This is a genomic window from Bacillus sp. AFS015802, assembly GCF_002561455.1.
GTDB lineage: Bacteria > Bacillota > Bacilli > Bacillales > Bacillaceae_B > Rossellomorea.
On sequence record NZ_NTUP01000066.1, the window covers coordinates 319094 to 340302 of the forward strand.

Sequence of the window (21209 nt, forward strand, 5' to 3'; positions counted from 1 at the left end):
TTTTATGGTTATTGACTGGGGTTGAGGCTGTATCCAAGATTCCTCAATGCCTGGATGAGGGAGGAATGGATATTCAATGCGCCAAGAGGGATTCCGAGCTGAACGGCTGTCTGGGCGATGGCCGGCCGTATCCCCGTGATCACCGGATGGACACCTACCAATTTGAGGGTGTTCATCAGCTCAAAGATTTTCTGGGCAACCATGGTGTCGATGACGGGGACGGCGGACAGGTCCACCACCAGATGATGAATTTCCTTTGCTACGCACTCCTCCAAAGCATGCTCCATAATATACTTGGCCCTCGTCGTATCGATATCACCCACGAGAGGCAGAATTGCAATCGTCTCTGACAGGGGGATGATAGGAGAGCTTAACTCATTGATCAATCCCATTTGATCCTTCAGCCTGTTCTCATAGTAGGCTTTGTAGGACATGACAAAGGTTTTGATTACTTCATCAAAAATAGAATGATAGTTTTCAATCATCTCATAGTGTTCTTCCGGAGTCAGGTCTCCATGCTCAAGGAGCCATTTTTTCATGAACTGAAAATAAAGGGATCTGAAGCGGTGAAATTGATCGAGCACCTTATCGATGCTTGTCCCGTCATTCACCCGCTCTTTGGCAATGGTGTTCGACCATTCCAACAGCTTCGGTGGAATCACCCGTTCCTTATCTACTAATGCTTTTGTGATTTGTTCAATGAAACTTCCTGATTCATGCTTCAGCTGATCCTCCATCTCTTTGGATCCATCTGCGTGAAAGATCGAAAATGGATCTACCTCACGCATACCTAACCATTCCTTTATGATCTCATCCGACTGCAAGCGAAAGTAATCCATCAACTTTTCTTTTGTTTTCATCTTCACGCCTCTTTCATACCCTAATAAATGACACTTCGGTAAAAAAATTATAGAGGAGACGGAAGAGATCCGTCAATCTGATTTGATCATTTTTCAAGAAAAGGATTGAGAAGTATTGGGAATTTTGAAATAATTAATAGTAGGAAAATGGGAGGAGGGATGACAGCAATGGCAAAAGTGGAAACCGGTCCCGTAACGGTCAGTACCCCCATGGCAAGGGGACTTGATTCAATCATCAACGGATTTGAGGGTGAGAAGCATTCCTTTTATGCACTGGCCAGAGTGTATCTTACTCGACAACAGGACATAGAGGACGTATTTTACCGTTCAATCATCCAGGTATATGATGAAAGTCATAGACGGAAGAAAGGGCAGTCTGCCATATCGGTTTTTCTAAAGAACTGTCTGGAGATGCCTGAACGTTCAGAGAGTCAGGATGGGGAGGATTCCTTTCACGCTTTTAACCGGTTGGAAGCTGCAGATAAAGAAGCCGTGGCTTTGGTGTATGTGAAAGGCTGCACTCAGGAAGAAGCTGCCCGTACTCTCGACATTTCGGTGGATGAGGTGAAATCCCGTTTATTCAGGGGCGTCCGGAAGCTTCGGGAAACGATGGGATTCCATAGCGACTATAATGGCTGTCACAACTACCAGAAGCATTATCTCGATTACCTGGGAAGAAGGATGGATCGCCCTGAAAAGGTGGATTTTGAAATACATATTTATCATTGCCGTGAGTGCCAGGAAGACCTTGCCTCGTTCCAGGAAGTGACGCTCACTCTTGCCGGTTTGAGAGAAGACGTACAGCTTCCACCAGAGTTGATGGAGAGAGTGAGAGCCCGTCTGGATGAAAGGGAAGCACGCAGGCAGAAGAGGAAAAAGAAACGGAAATCGGTCCTGCTTTCCATTGCAGGTGTATTCACCCTCCTTATCATGACAGGGTTCGTGACCGGTGGATTTGCAAGTCTCTACTATTCTTATACGGAAGAGGACGAGCAGCTGCGCACGATTCTCCAGCACAATCTGGGGGAACGGTTGAACCTTGAGGCGGAAAGTGACGGAGTGAAGATCACGATCAAGAGTGTTGTGGCTGATGACGTGCAGACGCTCGTTTTTTATGAGATTGAGGATAAGAAGAAAGATAATCGGTATATGATGAATCCGTATGAAGGCTTATACATTGAAAATGAGCGAGACATCATGAGTACGGATCCGAATACCCGATATTATTCTCCTCCAATCGATCAAGACGACATACATAATGAGGAAAAAAACGTGTACAAGGGGACAATGAGCCTGTTTCCTGTTTCAGTTGACGAGGGAACCATTAAGCTGAGTGTGGCAAGACTTATGCAACTGCCGCAGGATCCGAAAAAGGGGTTTGGCGGCGCAAGGGGTATGACATTTGCTGAAGGGGACTGGAGCTTCGAGATTCCCTTTGAAAAGCAGCCCTCCCGCGTACACGACCTGGATAAGGAGGTGGAAGTGGAAGGGATTCCGGTTCGATTAGATAAACTGACGATCGCTCCCACTACTACGGTCCTGCAATATCGTTTCGAGAATGATCGTGAGGGGAGACGGATTGACGTGATCAACTTCGATTCTCTTGAAACCGACGGGAAGAAGGTAGAGGCAAATCCCTTTGGGGGAAACATGTACGTGGAATCTGGTATTCAGGAAGGATGGAGTACATTTACTGCAAGCTTCGATACCCTCTATTTTGAAGACCCAGAAGAAGTGAACATCCGGTTCGGTTCCGTCCATCTTTCTGTAGACGAAAAGAAAATCATTAAGCTGGATGCCAACAAGGACCTGCCTCAAGTGACTGAATATCTTGGTAATACCATATCCATAGACGAGATCAATGTCGGAAATCCAGCTTTTGTGGTTCTGACTCATGATCTAGGGAAGGATCGGGTATATGAGAATGTGAACTATCAATTCTACCGTAGCCCCGAAAAGGATCAAAATGTTTCAATCGGGGTAAATGGCGGTGAGGGCGTCTTACTGGACAAGGATGGAAACGTCCACAAGCCTCAAGAGTATGTATATGAGAAATTAGATCAACCCCGCTACTTTGAAACCGAGCAGAAGCTCGAATTTTACAATGACGGCTCCACAGAAGACTTCACACCTACCGAGCTCATCATCGAAGGCTACAGCACCACCAAATATGTCGACGACAGGGTGAAGGTGGGGCTCGATTAAAAGAAAAAGCCAGAAGTACCCTTTACTTTTTTAGGAGACTGCCGAATCTAATTCGGCAGTCTTTTTTTAAAAAAAAGGTGTATCCTCCCATCCGTGTCCAATCTGTGACGGTCCTTCCCCTACGCCAATCCTACAGTGGTTCCCAGTCCCGGAAAAATCCCTTCTTTTTCATGAAAAAAAAGATAGAATTCACATCATCCCGGGTGTAAAATATATGAAAATACACACGCAGGAGGAAACGCCCAAAACAGAAAATACAGTTATGCCTATTGTTGCAATCGTTTTGATAGATTGGAAGAGTACGTGAACGCTTCCACCGGCAAGAGAATTCTGAATGTTAAAAATACGATAAGAGGTTGATGAACGTTGGCAATGAATACGACTGAAATAGCTGTAAAGGAACAAACGATTTTTCACCATACGGGGAATAAGATCAAGACGGATGACCGGGACATTCACATCATCGCAAAGATGGAGGAGCCGCTGATCGTCGTGCTTGGCAATGTCCTGAGCCATGAAGAGTGTGACGAACTCATTCAGCTGTCCAAGGACCGGGTAGAGCGCTCGAAAATCGGGAACACCCGGACAGTCGATGGATTGAGAACGAGCAGTTCTGTGTTTCTGGAAGAAAGTCATGACGTCGTGACTCGTGTTGAAAAGCGCGTCTCTCAAATTATGAATATACCCGTGGAGCACGGGGAAGGTCTTCAAATCCTGAACTATAAACCGGGTCAGGAATACAAGGCCCACTTCGATTTCTTCTCGGCATCGGCAAGACCGGTGAAAAACCCGAGGATCAGCACCCTCGTCATGTACCTGAATGACGTCGAGGAAGGCGGGGAAACGTACTTCCCGAAGCTGAATCTCTCTGTATCTCCTCAGAAGGGGATGGCGGTCTACTTCGAGTATTTCTATGATAATCAGGAATTGAACGACTTGACGCTGCATGGCGGAGCACCGGTCGTCATCGGGGATAAATGGGCTGCGACACAGTGGATGAGAAGGAAAGTTTTTAAATAATAGAAAAGGAGGAGCGTCCCGGGGGCGCTCCTCTTTTTTAGCTCACGGATTTAATTTGTTTACCCATTCCGGCATTCAAACGTTTCACGTTCAGGGTATGAATGATCATTCCTGTAATGATCAGGAAGATGCCGATCAGAGCGAATCCTGAGGGGAGGGGAACAGACAGGATTGCCGCTTCTCCCAGGATCACGAACAGAATCTGTGTGGACTGGGTCGCTTCCACCGCTGCAAGCTTGCCGGGATGATGCCTCGAAAGGTTCGTTGCAAGGAAAAAGAGGGAGGTCGCAATCACTCCGGAGCAGATGGCCACGATAAAGGATTGAGTCACTTGATCAGGGGAGGGTGCCCCTACCTTGAAAAACGCATAGCTCCCTAAGATCAGCCAGAAGGGTGTGCTTGCGATTGTCATCCCAAGCACACGTTGGAACGTATCAAGCTTCCCGCCGCACACCTCCATCATCTTCCGGTTTCCAAGAGGGTATGAGAAGGCTGCGATGATCACAGGTAAGACACCTGCGACCATTTCTGAGGGTGACAATCCACTGGCATTTTCCTGTTGAATGAACAGCACCCCAACCAAAATAATCGAGGAGACGCCAAGGGCCCTTTTTTGAATCGTATGCCTCCGTCTGACTGGTCCGGAAGTATAAAACAAAGGAGCGAGGAGAATCCCCGCAACGATGGTGAATTGCCACGTACCCGCAACGAGCCAGCCCGGTCCATACGCTGCCGCATAGGTTAAAGGACCATAAAAGAGGACAAATCCGACAAAGCTCCACGTCAACCATTCGAAGGGTTTCTTCTTCATTTCAATCAAGACTTGATTTACATTCTTCCTTAAACCTACAATAAGGAAAAGGAAGGGGAGCATGAACAGGAATCGAAGGGATGAACTCCACATCCAGCTTCCACCGGCAAGCTCCATGGAACGATTCAGGATAAAGGTGACGGCAAAGAACATAGAAGAAATGACACCGAGAGCCAGTTCTTTGATGAGAAGCACTCCTTTCTGGTACATATACTATAGTTTATTTTATATATATTATAATATACTTAAAAACAATGACTAAAGAAAGAGGTAAACATATGAGCAATGACAGTTTGACGTGGGAGGACCCTGAAAAGCTTGCCCGGCACGTCGGGATGACACTGAGAACGATACGAAACGAGCGCGGCCTGAACTTGCAGGAGCTCGCGTCCATCACAAATGTCAGCACCCTGACCCTCGGGAAAATCGAGAGGGGAGAGGCGAATCCATCCCTTACGATCATCTGGAAGATTGCCAATGGACTCTCGATTCCGATATCCGCCCTCCTTGTGGAAAAGCAGGAAGTCCAGATTTCCCGGAAAAATAAGGGTAGTAAAGTGATCAGTGCCAACGAATCCCTGACACTTGAACCGATGTTCACCTCCTCCGGCTATGGCTCGCTAGAAACCCACCGTGCTTTTCTGAAACCTGACAGTGAGTACCGTGCCGACGCACACCAGCCCGGGGTGATCGAATTTGTCACTGTCATGGAAGGGAAGGTTCAGGTGAAGCTTGAGGAAGAGATTTTTGAACTCGGCCAATATGATTCAATGAAATTTCATGCAGACAAAGATCACAGCTACATCAATACAGAGCCAACGGAAGCGGTCCTTCACTTTGTGATGATCTATACAGGACGGGCAGATTGAAGCTTATCGATGAGGATAAGCTTCTTTTTAAAGGGAAAAGCCTTACTGGAGGTTATAAAAGGCCTTTTTCACTCTTTCTATGGCTGTGGAACCATTATTATTCATCCTTAGTGTCGTCTGAGCCCTTCCAATCTAGTTCATTGCGTCAAAATCGTATGTGATCGCGTCATTTTCAGGATAATTGCGTCATTCTTCATCCTATTTGCGTCTTTTTGAAATAAATGGTAAAACTCATCTGCGAATTTTCCTCCCCTATACTAAATTCCTTGAAACTTTTCCAACCCCGCCTGGCTCTAATGAATGACAGGAGGTTACTTAATGGATGTAAAACTCGTAAAAAAAGCAATCAAAGGAAATGAACAGGCATTCGAAAAGCTGATTCACTTAGAAAGCGAAAAGCTTTACCGGACGGCATTCCTGTATGTAAGAAATAAAGAAGACGCACTCGATGTGGTTCAGGAGACGGTTTGTAAGGCATTCACCTCGATTTCCCGATTAAAGAAGCCGGAGTATTTCAGCACATGGCTGATTAAGATCCTGATTCATACGGCTTACAGCATCCTGAAAAAACAAAATAGACTTGTCCTGACTGGGGATGATTTTCTTGATCATTCCCTCATCTCAGAACAATCGGACATAGAAGGAAGGATTGATTTGATTACGGCTGTGTCTTCCTTGAATCAGCACTATCAAACCGTCATTATCTTATTCTATTTTCAAGGGCAGTCGATCAAGATGATTGCCGATACGATGGATACGCCTGAAGGAACGGTCAAAACGTATCTTCACCGGGCGAAGTTGGAATTGAGGAAGCTGCTGGAAGGAGTGAATCAGGTTGGACAGAAAATGGTTTGAGGATGAAATGAAAAAGATCGAAGTACCGAAAGACGACGTGTACAAGTCCATTTCGACAGGTATTCAAAAAGGCAGGAAGATAAAGGGTCGAAGAAGAACGTTCAAAGTAAGTGCCGCCTTCACCACTGCTGCGGCCTCCATGGTTCTTGTCTCGGGATTTCTCTTCGCCCCTGTGAATAATGCGCTGGCAAAGCTTCCCGTACTGGGTGGGATTTATGAAAAAGTCGGATCAGGAGTAGGGAAAGAACTTTATTCGAGTGATAAAGTGACCGAGGTCAACCAGGCAGCCACATCCAATGGTGTTGATATTACAATCACCAGCACATATTACGATGGGAATGTCATCGGGGTCACGTTTAAAGCGAAGGGTGACGACCTTTCCATCGAGCATATGGACGAAGGAAACCGTCCCGTGAGCGGCTACAGCTATCATCTTTTTGACGGCAAGGATCAGAATCAATGGGGATCGGGTAGTTCAGGCCTCCAAAAAGACGGAGATGAGTTCATAGGATCGATTGACTTTTACCGGGATGGAAAGGAGATGCCGGAAGACTTCACCCTCCCATTAACGTTCACCCATATGGCCGATGTAAACGGCACCTGGTCATTTGATGTACCTGTGAAGAGGATCCCATCTGAAACCATTCAAACAGATGCAAGGACGGAATCACCGGATGGGGAATATGAGCTGCAAATATCTTCCGTTACGAAAGGGAAAGCGACGACGATACTGGAGTATACGTATACAGTGGAGTCCGAGAAGGATACGTTAGACCTGATCGTCTTTGATGACCTTGGGAACAGGTTGTCGAAATCGAGTGCTGAGGTACTCCATACCAAAGAAGTCGCTGGGAAGGCAGAAAAGACGGTAAGGGAGCTCTTTACAAGTAAACTCGATGATAAGGCCCATTCGCTGAAAGTACAGGCAGACATGGAGCAAGTGGACGACGATGCCCTCCACTCATTGAAAACATCGATTCCATTTCAACTAAAGAGTCCACGTTTCGGTTATCAAATCACAGTAGAGGATATTCAAAGCACTAAAGGGAAGGTAACGGTAGATTTCACCATTGACCATATCAAAGAAAAACAATTCCGATATGACATTCTTGAGAATTTTGCTCAATTTGTTCAGATGATCCCATCTAAAGATATTAAAAGGGATGACAAAGATGAACTGGACTATAATAAGATGTTGAATCATATGATCAGAAGTACTGATACGAAGACAGTTGATAAGGCTGCCCTCCGTTATCAATCGACTTTTGCCTTACCCGAGGGTGCCAATCTGGATGACTATTCATTAGTCGTTCCATTCGAAAGCTTAAGCCGAAACGATAAACCGATTGAAATGAAGCCCTTCGAAATTAAATTGAAGTAAACTGAATAGGCTGTGACAATAGGGTTTCAGCCAAAGAAAAATCCGGATGAGTGATTATAACTCGTTCGGATTTTTAATTTTAGTGCTAAAGCTTATTCTATGTATTTAGCAAGTTCTAGCTGTTGATTGGAGTGCAAGACGAAGACTCCTGCGGGAAAAGCGGAATAGGTGAGACCCCGCAGGAGCGAGAGCGACGAGGAGGCTCGCCTTCCGCCCGAGGAAAGCGAAGTCTTGCACGGAAATCAACAGCGGTGTAACAAATAATAATTTTTTAGAAATTGTTCGTCTTTAGAGTGAGGGAATTTAGTTACGTCCCAGCCTCTTTTCTACTAAAACCAATTGACAACCATTTCAAGAGAATGATATAGTAATGCCAATCAAATAAACAGTCACTCTCTGATAATAGAGGCGCGAGTATGAAGAGTACCTTCTTTGAGAATAATGGATTCCGGGATAAGTTGGGAAAGGCAGATCGCCGAAGCAGAAAATAGCCAATTCTATTTTTTGTTGGGCCAGCATTGAAGAAATGCTGGACTGTCACAATGCAAAGGTTGTGGAGCACTATTGAAGAGATGTTAATACATTGTCTTCATCAAGTGTCCGAAAACGTTGATGAGTAACCGTATGAGCATCTGCTTCATACGGTTTTTTTGTGTTTTTTTAGAGAGTCTAAAGGAGTTAGGGATATGAGTACAGTTGATGTGAATGTTCAAGGAGATTTAACAATCGGTGGGATGGGTACAGGTGAGCTGGTCGAAAGATATGGCACGCCGTTGATGGTATACGATGAAGGGATGATCCGCGGGAACGCCAAATTGTTTCGGGATGCGTTCAATGAAAGTGGATTGAACTATCAGGTGGCTTACGCGAGTAAAGCGTTTCTTTGCAAAGAGATGGTGAGGCTTGCAGAGCAGGAAAACCTCTCCCTGGACGTTGTGTCCGGCGGGGAATTGTATACGGCATTGGAAGCAGGATTTCCTGCGGAACGCATCCATTTCCATGGAAACAACAAGTCGGAAGAAGAGCTTCTTATGGCTCTTGAAGCGGAGATCGGCTGTTTTGTCGTCGACAGTTTCCTCGAGCTTGAACTATTGCATGACCTTGCAAAGGAGCGTGAGCAGCAGGTTCAGATTCTGATCAGGGTCACTCCGGGTGTGGAGGCCCATACCCATGAGTACATCACGACAGGGCAGGAAGATTCGAAATTCGGATTCAGTATTGCGAACGGGCAGGCAGCGACGGCGATTCAACTGGCTACTCGTAAGCCATACTTCACATTGCTAGGCCTCCATTCCCATATCGGATCCCAGATTTTTGAACAGGAAGGCTTTGACCAGGCGATCAGGGTACTGTCTGATTTCATGCAGCACATCCGGATTGATTTGGACGTAACGATGCCTGTACTGAATATCGGTGGAGGCTTTGGTGTCCGTTATACGGAAGAAGACCAGCCACTGCCGATCCCGACATATGTAAAGGGCATTACGGATAGTGTGAAAAACTATTTTGCCCAACATGAATACCCACTCCCGGAAGTATGGGTGGAGCCCGGCCGAAGCATGGTGGCCGAAGCGGGAACGACATTATACAAAGTGGGATCGAAGAAAATCATCCCGGATGTGCGCACGTATGTGGCGATTGACGGAGGGATGACGGACAACATCCGTCCGGCACTGTATCAGGCGAAGTATCATGCGGTCCTGGCCAACCGTCCGAATGAGGAATGCACGGAGCTTGTGAGTATTGCCGGGAAGTGCTGTGAGTCAGGTGACATGCTGATCTGGGATTTGATGCTTCCGCCTACGAATTATGGGGATATCCTGGCCGTGTTCAGCACCGGTGCTTACGGGTATTCCATGGCGAGTAACTATAACCGGATACCGAGGCCGGCTGTTGTATTTGTCAAGGATGGGGAATCCCGGGTTGTCATTGAGCGGGAGACATATGCGGATCTTGTACGAAAAGATCGATAGGAAAAGGAAAGGTGGGTGGAATCCGAGGGGTTCCACCTTTTTTGTATGGGATTTTTTGGTTTATTATGGTAATCTATAAAAACATGTACCTATCTTTTTGGAGGATCAATCTATGTATCTTAAATCTATCGGTTCCTTGGTGTTGAAATTTATCTTCGTTGGGTTCGGTATCATTCTTTTATCAGGGCTCATTGGGTTGTTCAATGAGGGAGTGGACCTCAGCTTGAAACAATATCTCATCAACCTGAAGGATATTTCAAGCTCGCTGCTTCATGCAGAGGCGATGACCATTACGAATGAAGTGAAGAACTCGTATCCGATGTTCCCTGCCTTCTGGGAACCGTATTTTTACTCCGTTTCGATTTTCATAGCTGCTTTTCTTTTATCCGTTATAATGGGCATACTCCTTGCATACCTCACCCATTTGCTGCCCGCCGGTTGGTCGAAATTCATCATCAGGACCACCAATCTTCTGGAATCCACACCGGATATCTTCATTTTGATCGTGATTCAATATAGCGTCATTTTTATCCTGAAAGAGACGGGGGTATTGTTGTTTCCCATCGTCGGAGCACAGGAAAAGGTGTATCTCATTCCGATCCTGACATTGTCCATCTTACCGACAATCATGTTGTTCAGGATTACATACCTGTTGGTAAATGATGAATATGGCAAGCCCTATGTGGATCTGATCAAAAGCAGGGGGATGTCAAAACATTTCATTTTCTTTATCCATATTCTGAGGAACATCACATTCAGCTTGCTCAATCACTCCAAGTCCATCATTCTGTTTCTCTTGTCCTCTCTTATCGTATTTGAACGATTGTTCAATATCTATGGGATCACCCATTTCATCCTGTCGTTCTCTCAAATGGATGTGATTTGTTTCAGTTTGATCCTGTTCTATCTCCCGGTATTCCTGCTCCTCCTCATCATCCGGGTGATCATTGATAAAAAGACCGGGCAGAAGGTGGTGATTTGATGTTCATGAAATTGATGAAGAATCCGGCATTTTTAACAGGCTTTCTTTTTCTGTTTGGGATGTGTGCTGCAAGTCTTGTTTATTACGCGGTCTGGGGGAATGAGGTGCCGAAGCTGGACCTTGTGAAAAATGAAGAGGGGGATTTTCTTAGCCCTCCATACTCCCCGTTAGAGTATCCACCGCTTGGTACGGATAATTTTAACCGGAATGTCCTTCTTCTCATCATCGTTGGTGCGAAATATACGATAGGCGCGGCCCTTGTCATCATGATCTTCAGGGTGCTGCCTTCGGTTGTCCTTGGACTGGTGGTTCATTTTTATTTCAAGCCGTTCAGGAAAATCATCGATAACATAGTGGATGCTGCCAATTATTTTCCTCCCACTTTACTATCGTTCTTATTATTGAACTGGATGCTCCTTGAGGGGCCTTTATACAATCCCGATCATTTCCCCTATGACTTTTCAGATAAAACGATGTTTTACCTGGTCATTCTCATCATCATCTCGATTCCGAGTCTGACCCTTTTATTTACAAATGAATATGACAGGATCATGAAAGAGGAATTCATCGACAGCGCCAAAGTATTGGGGGCAACGAAACGCCATTACATCATGAACCATATCCGGCCCTTTATCCTCCCGCAGATCCTTCTCATATCAATCCGTGAATTCATGATTATCATGCTGTTGATTGCGCATCTTGGGGTATTGAAGATTTTTATCGGTGGGGCTGTGATTGATGAAGACTTTTTTCAAAACACGGTGCTTGTGTCACTTTCTTACGAATGGTCTGGTCTCCTTGGAGGCTGGTGGCAATATCTATGGACCACCTATCCATGGATCTCCTTCATTCCGGTGGTGTTCTTTACGTTGACGATCCTGTCGGCGAAGCTGATGCTGATCGGGGCGACACGTGTGATGACGGATCTTCATAAACCCTCACTAAATAATGTTTCGGCTGAGGGAGCTGAACAGCTGTACCTAAAAGACAAAGGAACGTTTGAGCTTGTGAAAGATGTAAGGTGACGGAATGAACCCAATGACCCGTTCATATAGTCTCGGCAATACAAACGAAAGAAGGCAGCGTTCCTCAGGATCCTGCCTTCTTTCGTTTGTGTTTCTCAAGTAAATGAAGGCTTACAATCCAACGAGGCAGCTGGTTGCCCGGAACAATGACGTAACGGCTGACATAAATGGCGAAATCCAGATACTTTCTCCCGATTAACTAAAGGATCATTTAAAGGGACTTTAGCCACCTGTAGAACTTGTTGAAATGGGAAAAAGATGTTTTAATCTATTATTCGTCTTTCTTATATCAACCCAATTACATAGATTTATTTCCTTCTTCCATCCGTGCGATTGCTCTCTAGTACTCTCGTACCGCAAAAAAACCCCAATTGAGAAATGCGTGTCGGACACCTTACAATTTGATTAACGACATGAGCTTTTCACGACTCCCAGAAGCGTCACATACCCAGACTGCACACAATCAATCCAGGTAACTGACTCACATTCCAGTAGTCTATCATTTATGTAATCGTTTTTTGGACTACATACCTTCTTCATTTTTCCTCACCAAGAAACTACTCTATGAACAAATCAAGATCTTAATAGAATAGGAGAATGATTATGAAAAAGCTGAACGTGAAACCACTTCTCGTGGGATCCATCGCTGCAACGATGATTTCAGGCTCGATGTTCCAAGTCAATGCCAAAGGTGTCCCATCGAATGGGGCCGATCCCCAACAGTCAACGGTCGATGTGAATGCCGCCGTTAAAGGGGAACATACCATCACCCTCATCACAGGTGATGTGGTAAAAGTCTCTACACTGGACAATGGCAAACAGATCATCAATGTAGAGCCGGCAGATAAGAACGGGCAGGGAGTAAGGGTGATGATCATCCAAGATGATACATTCGTTTTCCCGAACTCGGCAATGCCTTATATGTCAGCTGGTAAGCTGGATGAGGATTTGTTTAACATCACGAAATTGATAGAGTATGGCTATGATGACAAGAACACGGATTCCGTACCGGTCATCGTCGAGTATCAGGAAACGAAGGCGAAATCCGTCTCGTCCGCTCTAAAGGGTTCAAAGAAAGTACGTGATCTGGAAAGTATCAATGGAGCGGCTCTTTCTGCAGAGAAAAAGCAGGCGGAAGTTTTCTGGAGTGACGTAACGGTCCACAATGATGAGAAGCAAGTGACATCAAAATTCAAAAATGGTGTCGATAAAATCTGGCTCGACGGACGTGTAGAAGCCGCCCTTGATCAAAGTGTGCCGCAAATAGGAGCCGACGAAGCCTGGGAACAAGGGTATACGGGTGAAGGAGTCAAGGTGGCGGTCCTGGATACAGGGATTGACTCGGAACATCCCGACATTACAGGTCAGTTAGATGAAGCTGTCAGTTTTGTTCCGGGAGAAGAAGTAAAGGACGTCCATGGTCATGGTACCCATGTGGCCTCGACGGTGCTCGGGACTGGAGCGGGTGACGGGAAGCATAAAGGGGTTGCGCCTGATGCCCGTCTTTTAGTAGGAAAGGTTCTGAGTGATCAAGGATATGGACAGGATTCCTGGATTATTGATGGAATGGAATGGGCTTCTGAGCATGCCAAAATCGTCAATATGAGTCTTAGCAGTGACATGCCGAGTGACGGAACAGATCCAATGTCAGAAGCGGTCAATCGATTGACCGACGAAAAAGGGACACTATTTGTCATCGCTGCAGGGAATAGAGGCGGGGAAGGGACCATTGGTTCTCCTGGGGCGGCCGATTCTGCATTGACGGTTGGAGCCGTGGATAAGTCGGACAAACTTGCCTACTTCTCTTCCAAGGGTCCGAGATATGGAGATATGGGTCTGAAACCCGATCTATCAGCACCCGGTGTAAACATCGTGGCGGCCCGTTCCCACTACTCAAGTGGAGAGGGATTGTATAAAAGCATGAGTGGAACTTCGATGGCCACGCCTCATGTAGTAGGAGCAGCAGCTATTTTAGCAGAGAAGCATCCAGAGTGGGACGGAGAAACATTGAAACAGGCCCTCATGAATACGACCAAAAAGCTTAATGGGTATCAGCCTTATCATGTGGGGACCGGGCGAGTGGACATCCCGGCAGCACTCGACGCAGATGTAAGAGCGACTGAATCCGTTTCATTCGGTTTCTTCAAATGGCCGCATGATGAGGCTCAACCTGTTGAGAAGGTGGTCACCTATTACAATGATGGAGAGCAGGATGTGACGCTGGAATTAGATTCTGATTTTATAAATGCAGAAGGGAAAGAAGCTCCATCCGGCATGCTGGCCCTCTCTCAAGAAACCGTGACGGTACCTGCAGGTGGAAAAGTGGATGTTACAGTGACCCTCGATTCCACATTGGGTGAAACCGGGTCCCGCTACCAGGGGTTCCTGACAGCGAAAGCAAACGGAACAGAGCTCGTCCGGACGACGATGGCCATGGTCAAGGAGGAAGAGCGTTACCCGTTGACCCTGAATGCAACCGATCGTGATGGGACGGAAGGCCTTGCGTACGTCGTGTTGTTCAGTGAGAAAATGGAGCCTGAAGTCGTGGCTGTCAATGGAACACTCGAGCTTCGACTGCCGCCTGGTACGTATTCGGCCATGTCACTGATGGATGTGGATACCGAGACTGATGATATGGGGGTAGCGCTTGTAGGCGATCCGGAAGTGAAACTGGATGGACCGAAAACGGTGGAACTTGATGCACGGAAAGCGAAAGAAATCAAAGCCGTCGTTCCGAAGAAAGCAGAAGCGAACTATAAGCGTCTGGAATATCACCAAACCATCGGAGATATGCCAATGACAAGTTCATACTTGATGCCTGTCTGGATTGATAAGCTGTATGCTGTTCCGACGAAAAAAACGGAAAGTGGGTATTTTGAGCAATTGACCCGCTGGCGTTTGACGAAACCGGCCTTGACGATTGATTTTAATGGGAAAGAATTGGATGATATCCCACAAGTGGGAAGTACCCGATTGGATGGAAAGTATAATCTGTCCACCGTATATGCGGGTAAGGGTACCTCAGCTGACTTTGAACGCCTGAAAGCGAAAGGGAAAGCTGTGGTGGTCGATCGGAATGCGGAAGTGAACGTGTCCCAACAAGCAACGAATGCCGTAGCAGCAGGAGCGAAACTGTTGATCGTTGTAAACAATGAGGATAAGGAATTCAGTGTGTATGCGGGGACCTCTGATTATAAGGATAATCCTGTGGCCGTTGCCGGTATCAGTAAGAGTGAAGGGGATAAGCTTGTGAAAGCAGTCCGCTCAGGAAACGTAAAGTTAAAGGTGGAGGGAACGGTCGATTCTCCGTACCTTTATGATTTGATGGATGTTCATGAGGGCTCAATTCCGAAAGATTTGACGTATGCGCCAAAAGGAAAGGAACTGGCGAAGATCGAAACAAACTACACGTCACATGTTGAAACGGATGGAGGGGAATTCCGTTTTGATCTCCGTCCACATACGATGAGGGCTATCGGCTTCTTACAAAAAGTCTCGTTGCCAAGCGCCCGTACTGAATATGTATCGGCAATTGAAGGAACAGGTTGGTATCATCAGGCAAACGTACTCGATGAGACCTGGCAGGTGCGACAACCGCTGAAGACATATGACGGTGGAGAGAACATCACTGAGAACTGGTTCTCACCGGTCGTTCGTCCAAGTCTCGGAGATGGATACTGGCCTCCGAGAAGACAGGGTGACTCACTACAAATCAATGTTCCTGCATGGGCTGACGGCGGGAAAGGGAACACCGGTGGGACGGATTGGGATGTTTCATTCCAAAACCAGACCACTAAGTTATACAAAGGAGATGCGTTGCTGAAAGAAGGGAAAGGTCAGGCATTGAATGTCTGGGACATCCTACCGAAAGAACGCACTCAATACCGATTCGTCACAGATGCCAAACGGGATGAGAACCGCTGGAACACTTCCACACGGACCCATACGGAGTGGACGTTCTGGACAGAAGAAACTGAGAATTGGATGGAAGACCTTCCATTCCTTATCCTGGATTACAAGGTAGATACAGATGTGAACGGAGATGCCCTTTTGAATCGTCCAACCGAACTCGAACTTACTGTCGATAAGGTAGAAGGTGCCATGGGTTATGGGAATGTAGAAGATGCATCATTGGAAGTGTCCTTTAACGAAGGGGAATCATGGAAGAAAGTGAAGCTTGAACGTGATGGAGATACGTTCAAAGCGATCATTCAGAACCCCCAAAATGCCAAGAGTGTGTCATTGAAAGCCAGTGCCTGGGACGATGAAGGGAATAAGATCAGCCAGGAAATTACGAAGGCTTATGGATTGAGATAGGTTAAGAGAGGGACGGACCTCTAATTTTAAGGATAAACCCAATAAGGACGGACCTTCATTTGCCAAAATGAAGGTCCGTCCCTTTATAGTTGATGCAGCTTTTTTTCTATATGGTTGAAGTAGTCGATCATGAATGGGTGGAATTGTTTGGCGGTTTTGGTGAGGTGCCTCCGTTTGGACCAGCCGAGTCCGATGGTGCGCTCACAGGTTGGCGTTTTGATCCGGATTTTGTGGGGGAAGGGTGTTCTGCGATTCATCCAGGAGATGGCGGGGATGAAGGCGATACCGAGTCCCTGCCTGACCAAGTCTCCGATGACGCCGGGCTCATCTCCTTCAAAGGAGATCACGGGTGAGAATCCTGCCTGTAAACACAGTTCGTCTGTCAGGTTACGCAGTCCATAGCCTGTATTCATACTGATGAACGGTTCATCCTTCACTTCAATCAGATCGATTTCACTTTTGTTCTCCAACCGATGACCAGGAGGTACGATCAGGAAGATTTCCTCTGTCATAAGCGGTTCCCATACAATATCTTCATCATCTCCAGAGGGATGGAAGAGATGCAGTAATCCACTTCCCCATTCTTTAACTGCTCCTTCATCCGACTCATGGAGTGGACGAATTGCTGAAATCGGACGTGTGGGTTCTCCTTTAAAAATGAGCCGACCAAATCGGGAAGTACCCTTGGAATCGTGACGGCCATCCGTATGGTATGTTCCTCAAAATTCATGGCCTCCATAATCTCTCTCTTTCCTTCGTTAATCTCCATGAAGACACGTTCCACCCGGTTAAGGAACAGTTCTCCAAAACGGTTCAGTTTGATTTGACGGTGCTGCCGTTCGAATAAAGGCACTCCTAGATCTTCTTCCAGACGGGCAATTGTCTTGCTGAGGGAAGGCTGGGCGATCCGTAGCTCTTCTGCAGCCTTGGTCATATGTTCCAGGCGGGCAACGGTCTGAAAGTAGTGCAGCTGCTGTAGTTCCATAAGGACACATCCTTTCATAGACTGAAAGCTATATATGTATAACTAATTATGTATTATACATTATCATTTTATCCACGTATGATAAATGGATGTAAATGAGTATAAGAAGGAGTTTGTTATGAAAGGATTCGCATTAATATTTCAAGATTTAAAGGCAATGTTAAGCCATAAGCACAGAAGAATCGCCCTCGGCTTTCTTCTTTTAGTTCCATTGATCTATTCGGGATTATTCCTGTCAGGATACTGGAATCCATACGGCAAGCTTGAGCAATTACCTGTTGCCATCGTCAACGAGGACGAGGGAGCCGTGATGGAGGATGAACCGATCGAGGCGGGTCAAGATTTTGTAAAGGAACTGAAAAAGTCGGAAGATCTGAATTTTAAATTCGTTACCGCTGCTAAAGCGAAAGAGGGTCTTAAAGAAGGGTCGTACTATATGGTCGTTACGATCCCCAAAGACTTCTCGGAAAGGGTAAGCACCTTAATGGATGATCATCCCAAGCCTGCCGAACTTCTGTATACGGACAACCCTGGTAAGAACTTCGTAGCCTCTCAAATCAGTTCGAGTGCTACAGAGAAAATGAAAAGCAAGCTGTCTGATACGATCTCCAAATCCTATGCAGACGGTGTCTTTTCCAAGTTTGAGGAACTAGGGAAGGGATTAACGAAAGCGGGTGACGGAGCAAGCAGACTCCACAATGGAATTGCAGATGAAAAGGCAGGAATGAATTCTCTTGCAGCCGGTATCACTGGACTGGGAGAAGGATCCGAAAAACTTCAAGCCGGAAGTGAAAAACTGTCAACCGGAGCAGGTTCACTTGAGAGCGGCCTAAAGCATCTCCATTCAAGTACCGTCCAATTAGCCGGTGGAATGAAGAGCCTGTCCCAAGCAGGCGAGAAAATGGATACGGGCACTGAACAACTGGCGGAACAAACGAAGAAGCTGGCTGGCGCAGAGAATCAGCTCCTACAACAACAAACGGAAGCAAATGTAACTGCTGGGAAGCTTGCGAGTCAGCTTCAAACGTATCAGGAGACACATCCTGAGGCAAAAGAGGATCCTGAATTCGCTCGTCTTCAAGAACTTTCCCGAAAGCTATCAGTTTCCACATCGGAGCTTGAAAGTGAACAAACAAAACTTCATCAGCAAACTGAACAGCTTGCAGGTGGACAGAGTCAGCTACATGCAGGGTTCTCCCGATTGACGGACAAGCTGAACCAGGCATCCAACGGAACATCTGAACTGGCGTCCGGTACGTCCACCCTTTCTTCTGGTTTTGCCGAATGGAACAAGGGCCTCACAACCCTGACTGCCGGACTCAACCGCTTATCAAACGGAAGTGACAGGCTTTCATCAGGTGTTGGTGCTTTAAATGATGGACTGACAGATCTTGAAGCAGGTTCAGGGGAATTAGCGACGAAGCTCGCCGATGCAGCAGAAAAAACCTCCGCTGTTCATTCAACGGAAGAGTTATCGTCCATGTTCTCGGATCCCGTGCATCTTGTGAAATCCAATATGTCTGAGGTACCGAACTATGGAACCGGAATCGCACCTTATTTCTTGTCATTGGCGTTATACGTAGGGGGAATCATGGCGGCGAACATCCTGCCACTCGGCAAACGCAATGATCTTCGCGTGAATGGCACGACTCATTTCATTAATAAATGGGGATTGGTGTTTGCCATCGGATCCATTCAGGCACTCATCGTCGACGCGGTCCTTCTCTTTGGATTCCATTTAGAAGTCGTGAATATACCGTTGTTTATTCTATCGAGTGTCATCGTTTCCTTTACGTTCATGACCTTTATCTTCATGCTGATCACCGTATTCGGATTCGTCGGGAAGTTTCTGGCTGTCACCTTCCTCGTCCTGCAGCTTGCGACTTGTGGAGGGACGTTCCCTAGAGACTTGAATACACCGATATTGCGCGTGATCGGTGAGAACTTGCCGATGGCTCACTCGTTAAGCAGCTTCCAGGAGGTCATTACATTAGGTGACTTCACTCAGCTTGCGCACCAGCTGTGGATTCTGTTTGCCTATTTGGCTGTGGCTGGTGGAATCGCGTGGTTTACCTCTCATATACAGCACTCAAAAACGGTCGAAGCAGCAAAATAATCATAGAAAAGCCTGTCCCCTTTTGAAGGAGGACAGGCTTTTTTTGTCAAGATAGTGCATCCGCCACATACTTCTTCGTTACAGCCTGGTAAAACCCTGCCTGAACCGTCAGCACGGAGACAATCAAGACATTCAGTACTTTGCTTGCATTCTCTTCCGTGATTCCGTCGAAGGTCGAAAGCATGGCCCGGCATTCTTCCTTGATAAACCCGTCAATATGCTCGTTGACAGAACCATCCGCCGTTTTGATGGACGGCAGGGATTGATGATGGATCTGATCAAAGACTGAGGCATAGGCAAAATAAAGATCTGTCGGATTGACGATGTCATCAGTGCGGTCTTCAATATTATTGAAGACAAGCGTCAGGATCTTACGGATTGATTCAAAATCGAGCGTCGCCTTCAGGTCTTCGACGATAAACAGCATGGCAGCTTGTTCAGTGGTGTATTTTTTGCCAAGCTGGGGGGAGCCGATCAATCCTCTCACGTCACGCTTCACCCAGTTCTGGACAGTGCTTTGGGGGAAGTTGGTGAATTCGATCAGGTTTCCAAGAGAGACGATCTCATTAAGGGAAAAGCCGATCTCACTCTTGGCCGGTTTGAGTATTTTTTGAAGGATGGGAGGCAACTCGTCCTTTTTATGTAAATCCGTCCATGTATCCTGAAGTACATGGAAGGGGGTCCTGCTGGTGGTGCCGTTCAGTGAGAGCAGCAGGTCTGCCATATTCTTGCGTGTCAGTTTAAACGTTTTCATTGAGATAACCCCGTCTCTTTTGCAACTATCTTCTTCTATACTACTGGTTGGCCGGGGTCTCGTCAATTTCACCTTTTACTTGTATTTCACTCCCAAAGGAATTATAATATATTCAGATACAGGTTCATATGAACTTGAAATAGGAGTGAGGAAACAAGATGGGGAAACGTATATTTTACTTCCTGTTAACGAACGTTTTAGTACTACTGACGATTAGTATCATTTTTTCCGTCACAGGGGCAGGGAATTATATCACTGCTTCAGGCGGGCTGGATTTAGGTGCGTTACTCGTATTCAGTGCGATCATCGGTTTTTCCGGGTCATTCATCTCTTTAGCGATGTCACGCTGGATGGCCAAGCGGATGATGGGTGTCCAGGTGCTGAATCCGGATGGGGCTTTATCAACTGAAGAACGTGCAGTTGTCGAGAAAGTTCACCGTCTATCAAGAGCGGCCGGTCTTGTGCATATGCCGGAAGTGGGAATCTATCATTCTCCTGAGGTGAATGCATTCGCAACTGGCCCTTCGAAGAAACGTTCACTAGTGGCTGTTTCGACCGGACTCCTTCGTGAAATGGATGATGATGCAGTGGAAGGCGTCATTGCCCATGAGGTTGCCCACGTTGCAAACGGGGATATGGTCACGATGACGTTGCTGCAAGGTGTGGTCAATACATTCGTTGTCTTCCTGGCGCGTATCGCAGCGTGGATTGCATCGCGTTTTGCAAGGGAAGAAATGGCACCGATCGTGCATTTCATTGCCGTGATTGTTTTCCAAATCGTCTTCTCGATCTTGGGAAGTCTGGTTGTCTTCGCTTATTCCCGTCACCGTGAGTACCACGCTGACAGGGGTGGGGCGGACCTTGCCGGTAAGGACAAAATGGTTCATGCCCTTCAAATGCTGAAAGTTTACTCAAGCCGTATGAAGGGGGAAGATGACACAGCCATCTCCACATTGAAAATCAATGGAAGACGTAAATCGGCGATGTTCTCGACTCACCCTGACTTGGATGAGCGGATCAGCCGTTTGCAAGCGAAATAATAGTCAAAGAGCCTGC

At 46.6% G+C, this 21209-nt stretch carries 13 protein-coding genes, 2 pseudogenes and 1 riboswitch; of the genes and pseudogenes, 11 read left to right on the forward strand and 4 right to left on the reverse strand.

Annotated features, from left to right (window positions below; translation table 11 throughout):
* Nucleotides 1–8: 8 nt before the first annotated feature.
* The gene (locus CN378_RS19075) at nt 9–860 is read right to left on the reverse strand and encodes an STAS domain-containing protein (RefSeq protein WP_098354069.1); all 852 of its coding nucleotides are present in this window, start codon (nt 858–860) and stop codon (nt 9–11) included.
* Nucleotides 861–1028: 168 nt separating this feature from the next.
* Between CN378_RS19075 and CN378_RS19080 the strand changes: the two genes are divergently transcribed.
* Nucleotides 1029–3065, forward strand: a complete 2037-nt coding sequence (locus tag CN378_RS19080) for a DUF4179 domain-containing protein (protein WP_179884987.1) — start codon at nt 1029–1031, stop codon at nt 3063–3065.
* A 372-nt stretch (nt 3066–3437) separates the two neighbouring features.
* Nucleotides 3438–4085, forward strand: a complete 648-nt coding sequence (locus CN378_RS19085) for a 2OG-Fe(II) oxygenase (RefSeq protein ID WP_098354292.1) — start codon at nt 3438–3440, stop codon at nt 4083–4085.
* Between the two features lie 37 nt (nt 4086–4122).
* Here CN378_RS19085 and CN378_RS19090 read toward each other — a convergent pair whose 3' ends face one another.
* Nucleotides 4123–5082 (reverse strand): DMT family transporter, encoded by a 960-nt coding sequence (locus CN378_RS19090; protein WP_098354293.1) that lies wholly within the window; start codon nt 5080–5082, stop codon nt 4123–4125.
* Between the two features lie 92 nt (nt 5083–5174).
* Between CN378_RS19090 and CN378_RS19095 the strand changes: the two genes are divergently transcribed.
* The 7 genes and pseudogenes from CN378_RS19095 (at nt 5175) to CN378_RS19125 (ending at nt 16298) form a co-directional block, all read left to right on the forward strand.
* Nucleotides 5175–5765, forward strand: a complete 591-nt coding sequence (locus tag CN378_RS19095) for a helix-turn-helix domain-containing protein (RefSeq protein ID WP_098354071.1) — start codon at nt 5175–5177, stop codon at nt 5763–5765.
* Nucleotides 5766–6065: 300 nt separating this feature from the next.
* Nucleotides 6066–6631: pseudogene (locus CN378_RS19100) on the forward strand (sigma-70 family RNA polymerase sigma factor).
* Nucleotides 6601–8001, forward strand: a complete 1401-nt coding sequence (locus tag CN378_RS19105; RefSeq protein ID WP_098354073.1) for a DUF4179 domain-containing protein — start codon at nt 6601–6603, stop codon at nt 7999–8001. Before CN378_RS19100 ends, CN378_RS19105 begins: the two are co-directional and overlap by 31 nt.
* 395 nt (nt 8002–8396) lie before the next feature.
* Nucleotides 8397–8573, forward strand: a riboswitch (Lysine riboswitch).
* A 114-nt stretch (nt 8574–8687) separates the two neighbouring features.
* The gene (gene lysA / locus CN378_RS19110; RefSeq protein WP_098354074.1) at nt 8688–9974 is read left to right on the forward strand and encodes a diaminopimelate decarboxylase; all 1287 of its coding nucleotides are present in this window, start codon (nt 8688–8690) and stop codon (nt 9972–9974) included.
* 112 nt (nt 9975–10086) lie between these two features.
* The gene (locus CN378_RS19115; RefSeq protein WP_257141209.1) at nt 10087–10956 is read left to right on the forward strand and encodes an ABC transporter permease subunit; all 870 of its coding nucleotides are present in this window, start codon (nt 10087–10089) and stop codon (nt 10954–10956) included.
* On the forward strand, nt 10956–11981 hold the full coding sequence (locus tag CN378_RS19120; protein WP_257141210.1) for an ABC transporter permease subunit: 1026 nt from the start codon (nt 10956–10958) through the stop codon (nt 11979–11981). The genes CN378_RS19115 and CN378_RS19120 overlap by 1 nt, the downstream gene beginning before the upstream one ends.
* Before the next feature lie 603 nt (nt 11982–12584).
* Entirely contained in the window at nt 12585–16298 is a 3714-nt protein-coding gene (locus CN378_RS19125) for a S8 family peptidase (protein WP_098354076.1), read from the forward strand.
* 83 nt (nt 16299–16381) lie between these two features.
* On the opposite strand, the pseudogene CN378_RS19130 reads toward CN378_RS19125, so the two are convergent.
* Nucleotides 16382–17283 (reverse strand): annotated as a pseudogene (locus tag CN378_RS19130) (LysR family transcriptional regulator).
* 118 nt (nt 17284–17401) lie between these two features.
* Between CN378_RS19130 and CN378_RS19135 the strand changes: the two are divergent.
* Nucleotides 17402–19399, forward strand: coding sequence for a YhgE/Pip domain-containing protein (locus CN378_RS19135; protein ID WP_098354077.1), 1998 nt, complete (start codon nt 17402–17404; stop codon nt 19397–19399).
* A gap of 46 nt (nt 19400–19445) precedes the next feature.
* Here the strand turns inward: CN378_RS19135 and CN378_RS19140 are convergent, their stop codons facing one another.
* Nucleotides 19446–20153 carry a DUF1836 domain-containing protein gene (locus CN378_RS19140; RefSeq protein WP_098354078.1) on the reverse strand — a complete coding sequence of 236 codons (708 nt, stop codon included), beginning with the start codon at nt 20151–20153 and terminating at the stop codon, nt 19446–19448.
* Nucleotides 20154–20311: 158 nt separating this feature from the next.
* Here CN378_RS19140 and htpX point away from each other — a divergent pair, with 158 nt between their 5' ends.
* On the forward strand, nt 20312–21193 hold the full coding sequence (htpX, locus tag CN378_RS19145; RefSeq protein ID WP_098354079.1) for a protease HtpX: 882 nt from the start codon (nt 20312–20314) through the stop codon (nt 21191–21193).
* The last annotated feature ends 16 nt before the right edge of the window (nt 21194–21209 follow it).

Bases quoted from the DNA above. Each gene is read 5' to 3' on its own strand.
- lysA (WP_098354074.1), top strand. From the start codon at position 8,688: ATGAGTACAGTTGATGTGAATGTTCAAGGAGATTTAACAATCGGTGGG.
- htpX (WP_098354079.1), top strand. From the start codon at position 20,312: ATGGGGAAACGTATATTTTACTTCCTGTTAACGAACGTTTTAGTACTA.
- CN378_RS19085 (WP_098354292.1), top strand. From the start codon at position 3,438: ATGAATACGACTGAAATAGCTGTAAAGGAACAAACGATTTTTCACCAT.
- CN378_RS19120 (WP_257141210.1), top strand. From the start codon at position 10,956: ATGTTCATGAAATTGATGAAGAATCCGGCATTTTTAACAGGCTTTCTT.
- CN378_RS19075 (WP_098354069.1), bottom strand. From the start codon at position 860: ATGAAAACAAAAGAAAAGTTGATGGATTACTTTCGCTTGCAGTCGGAT.
- CN378_RS19115 (WP_257141209.1), top strand. From the start codon at position 10,087: ATGTATCTTAAATCTATCGGTTCCTTGGTGTTGAAATTTATCTTCGTT.
- CN378_RS19140 (WP_098354078.1), bottom strand. From the start codon at position 20,153: ATGAAAACGTTTAAACTGACACGCAAGAATATGGCAGACCTGCTGCTC.
- CN378_RS19125 (WP_098354076.1), top strand. From the start codon at position 12,585: ATGAAAAAGCTGAACGTGAAACCACTTCTCGTGGGATCCATCGCTGCA.
- CN378_RS19135 (WP_098354077.1), top strand. From the start codon at position 17,402: ATGAAAGGATTCGCATTAATATTTCAAGATTTAAAGGCAATGTTAAGC.
- CN378_RS19080 (WP_179884987.1), top strand. From the start codon at position 1,029: ATGGCAAAAGTGGAAACCGGTCCCGTAACGGTCAGTACCCCCATGGCA.
- CN378_RS19095 (WP_098354071.1), top strand. From the start codon at position 5,175: ATGAGCAATGACAGTTTGACGTGGGAGGACCCTGAAAAGCTTGCCCGG.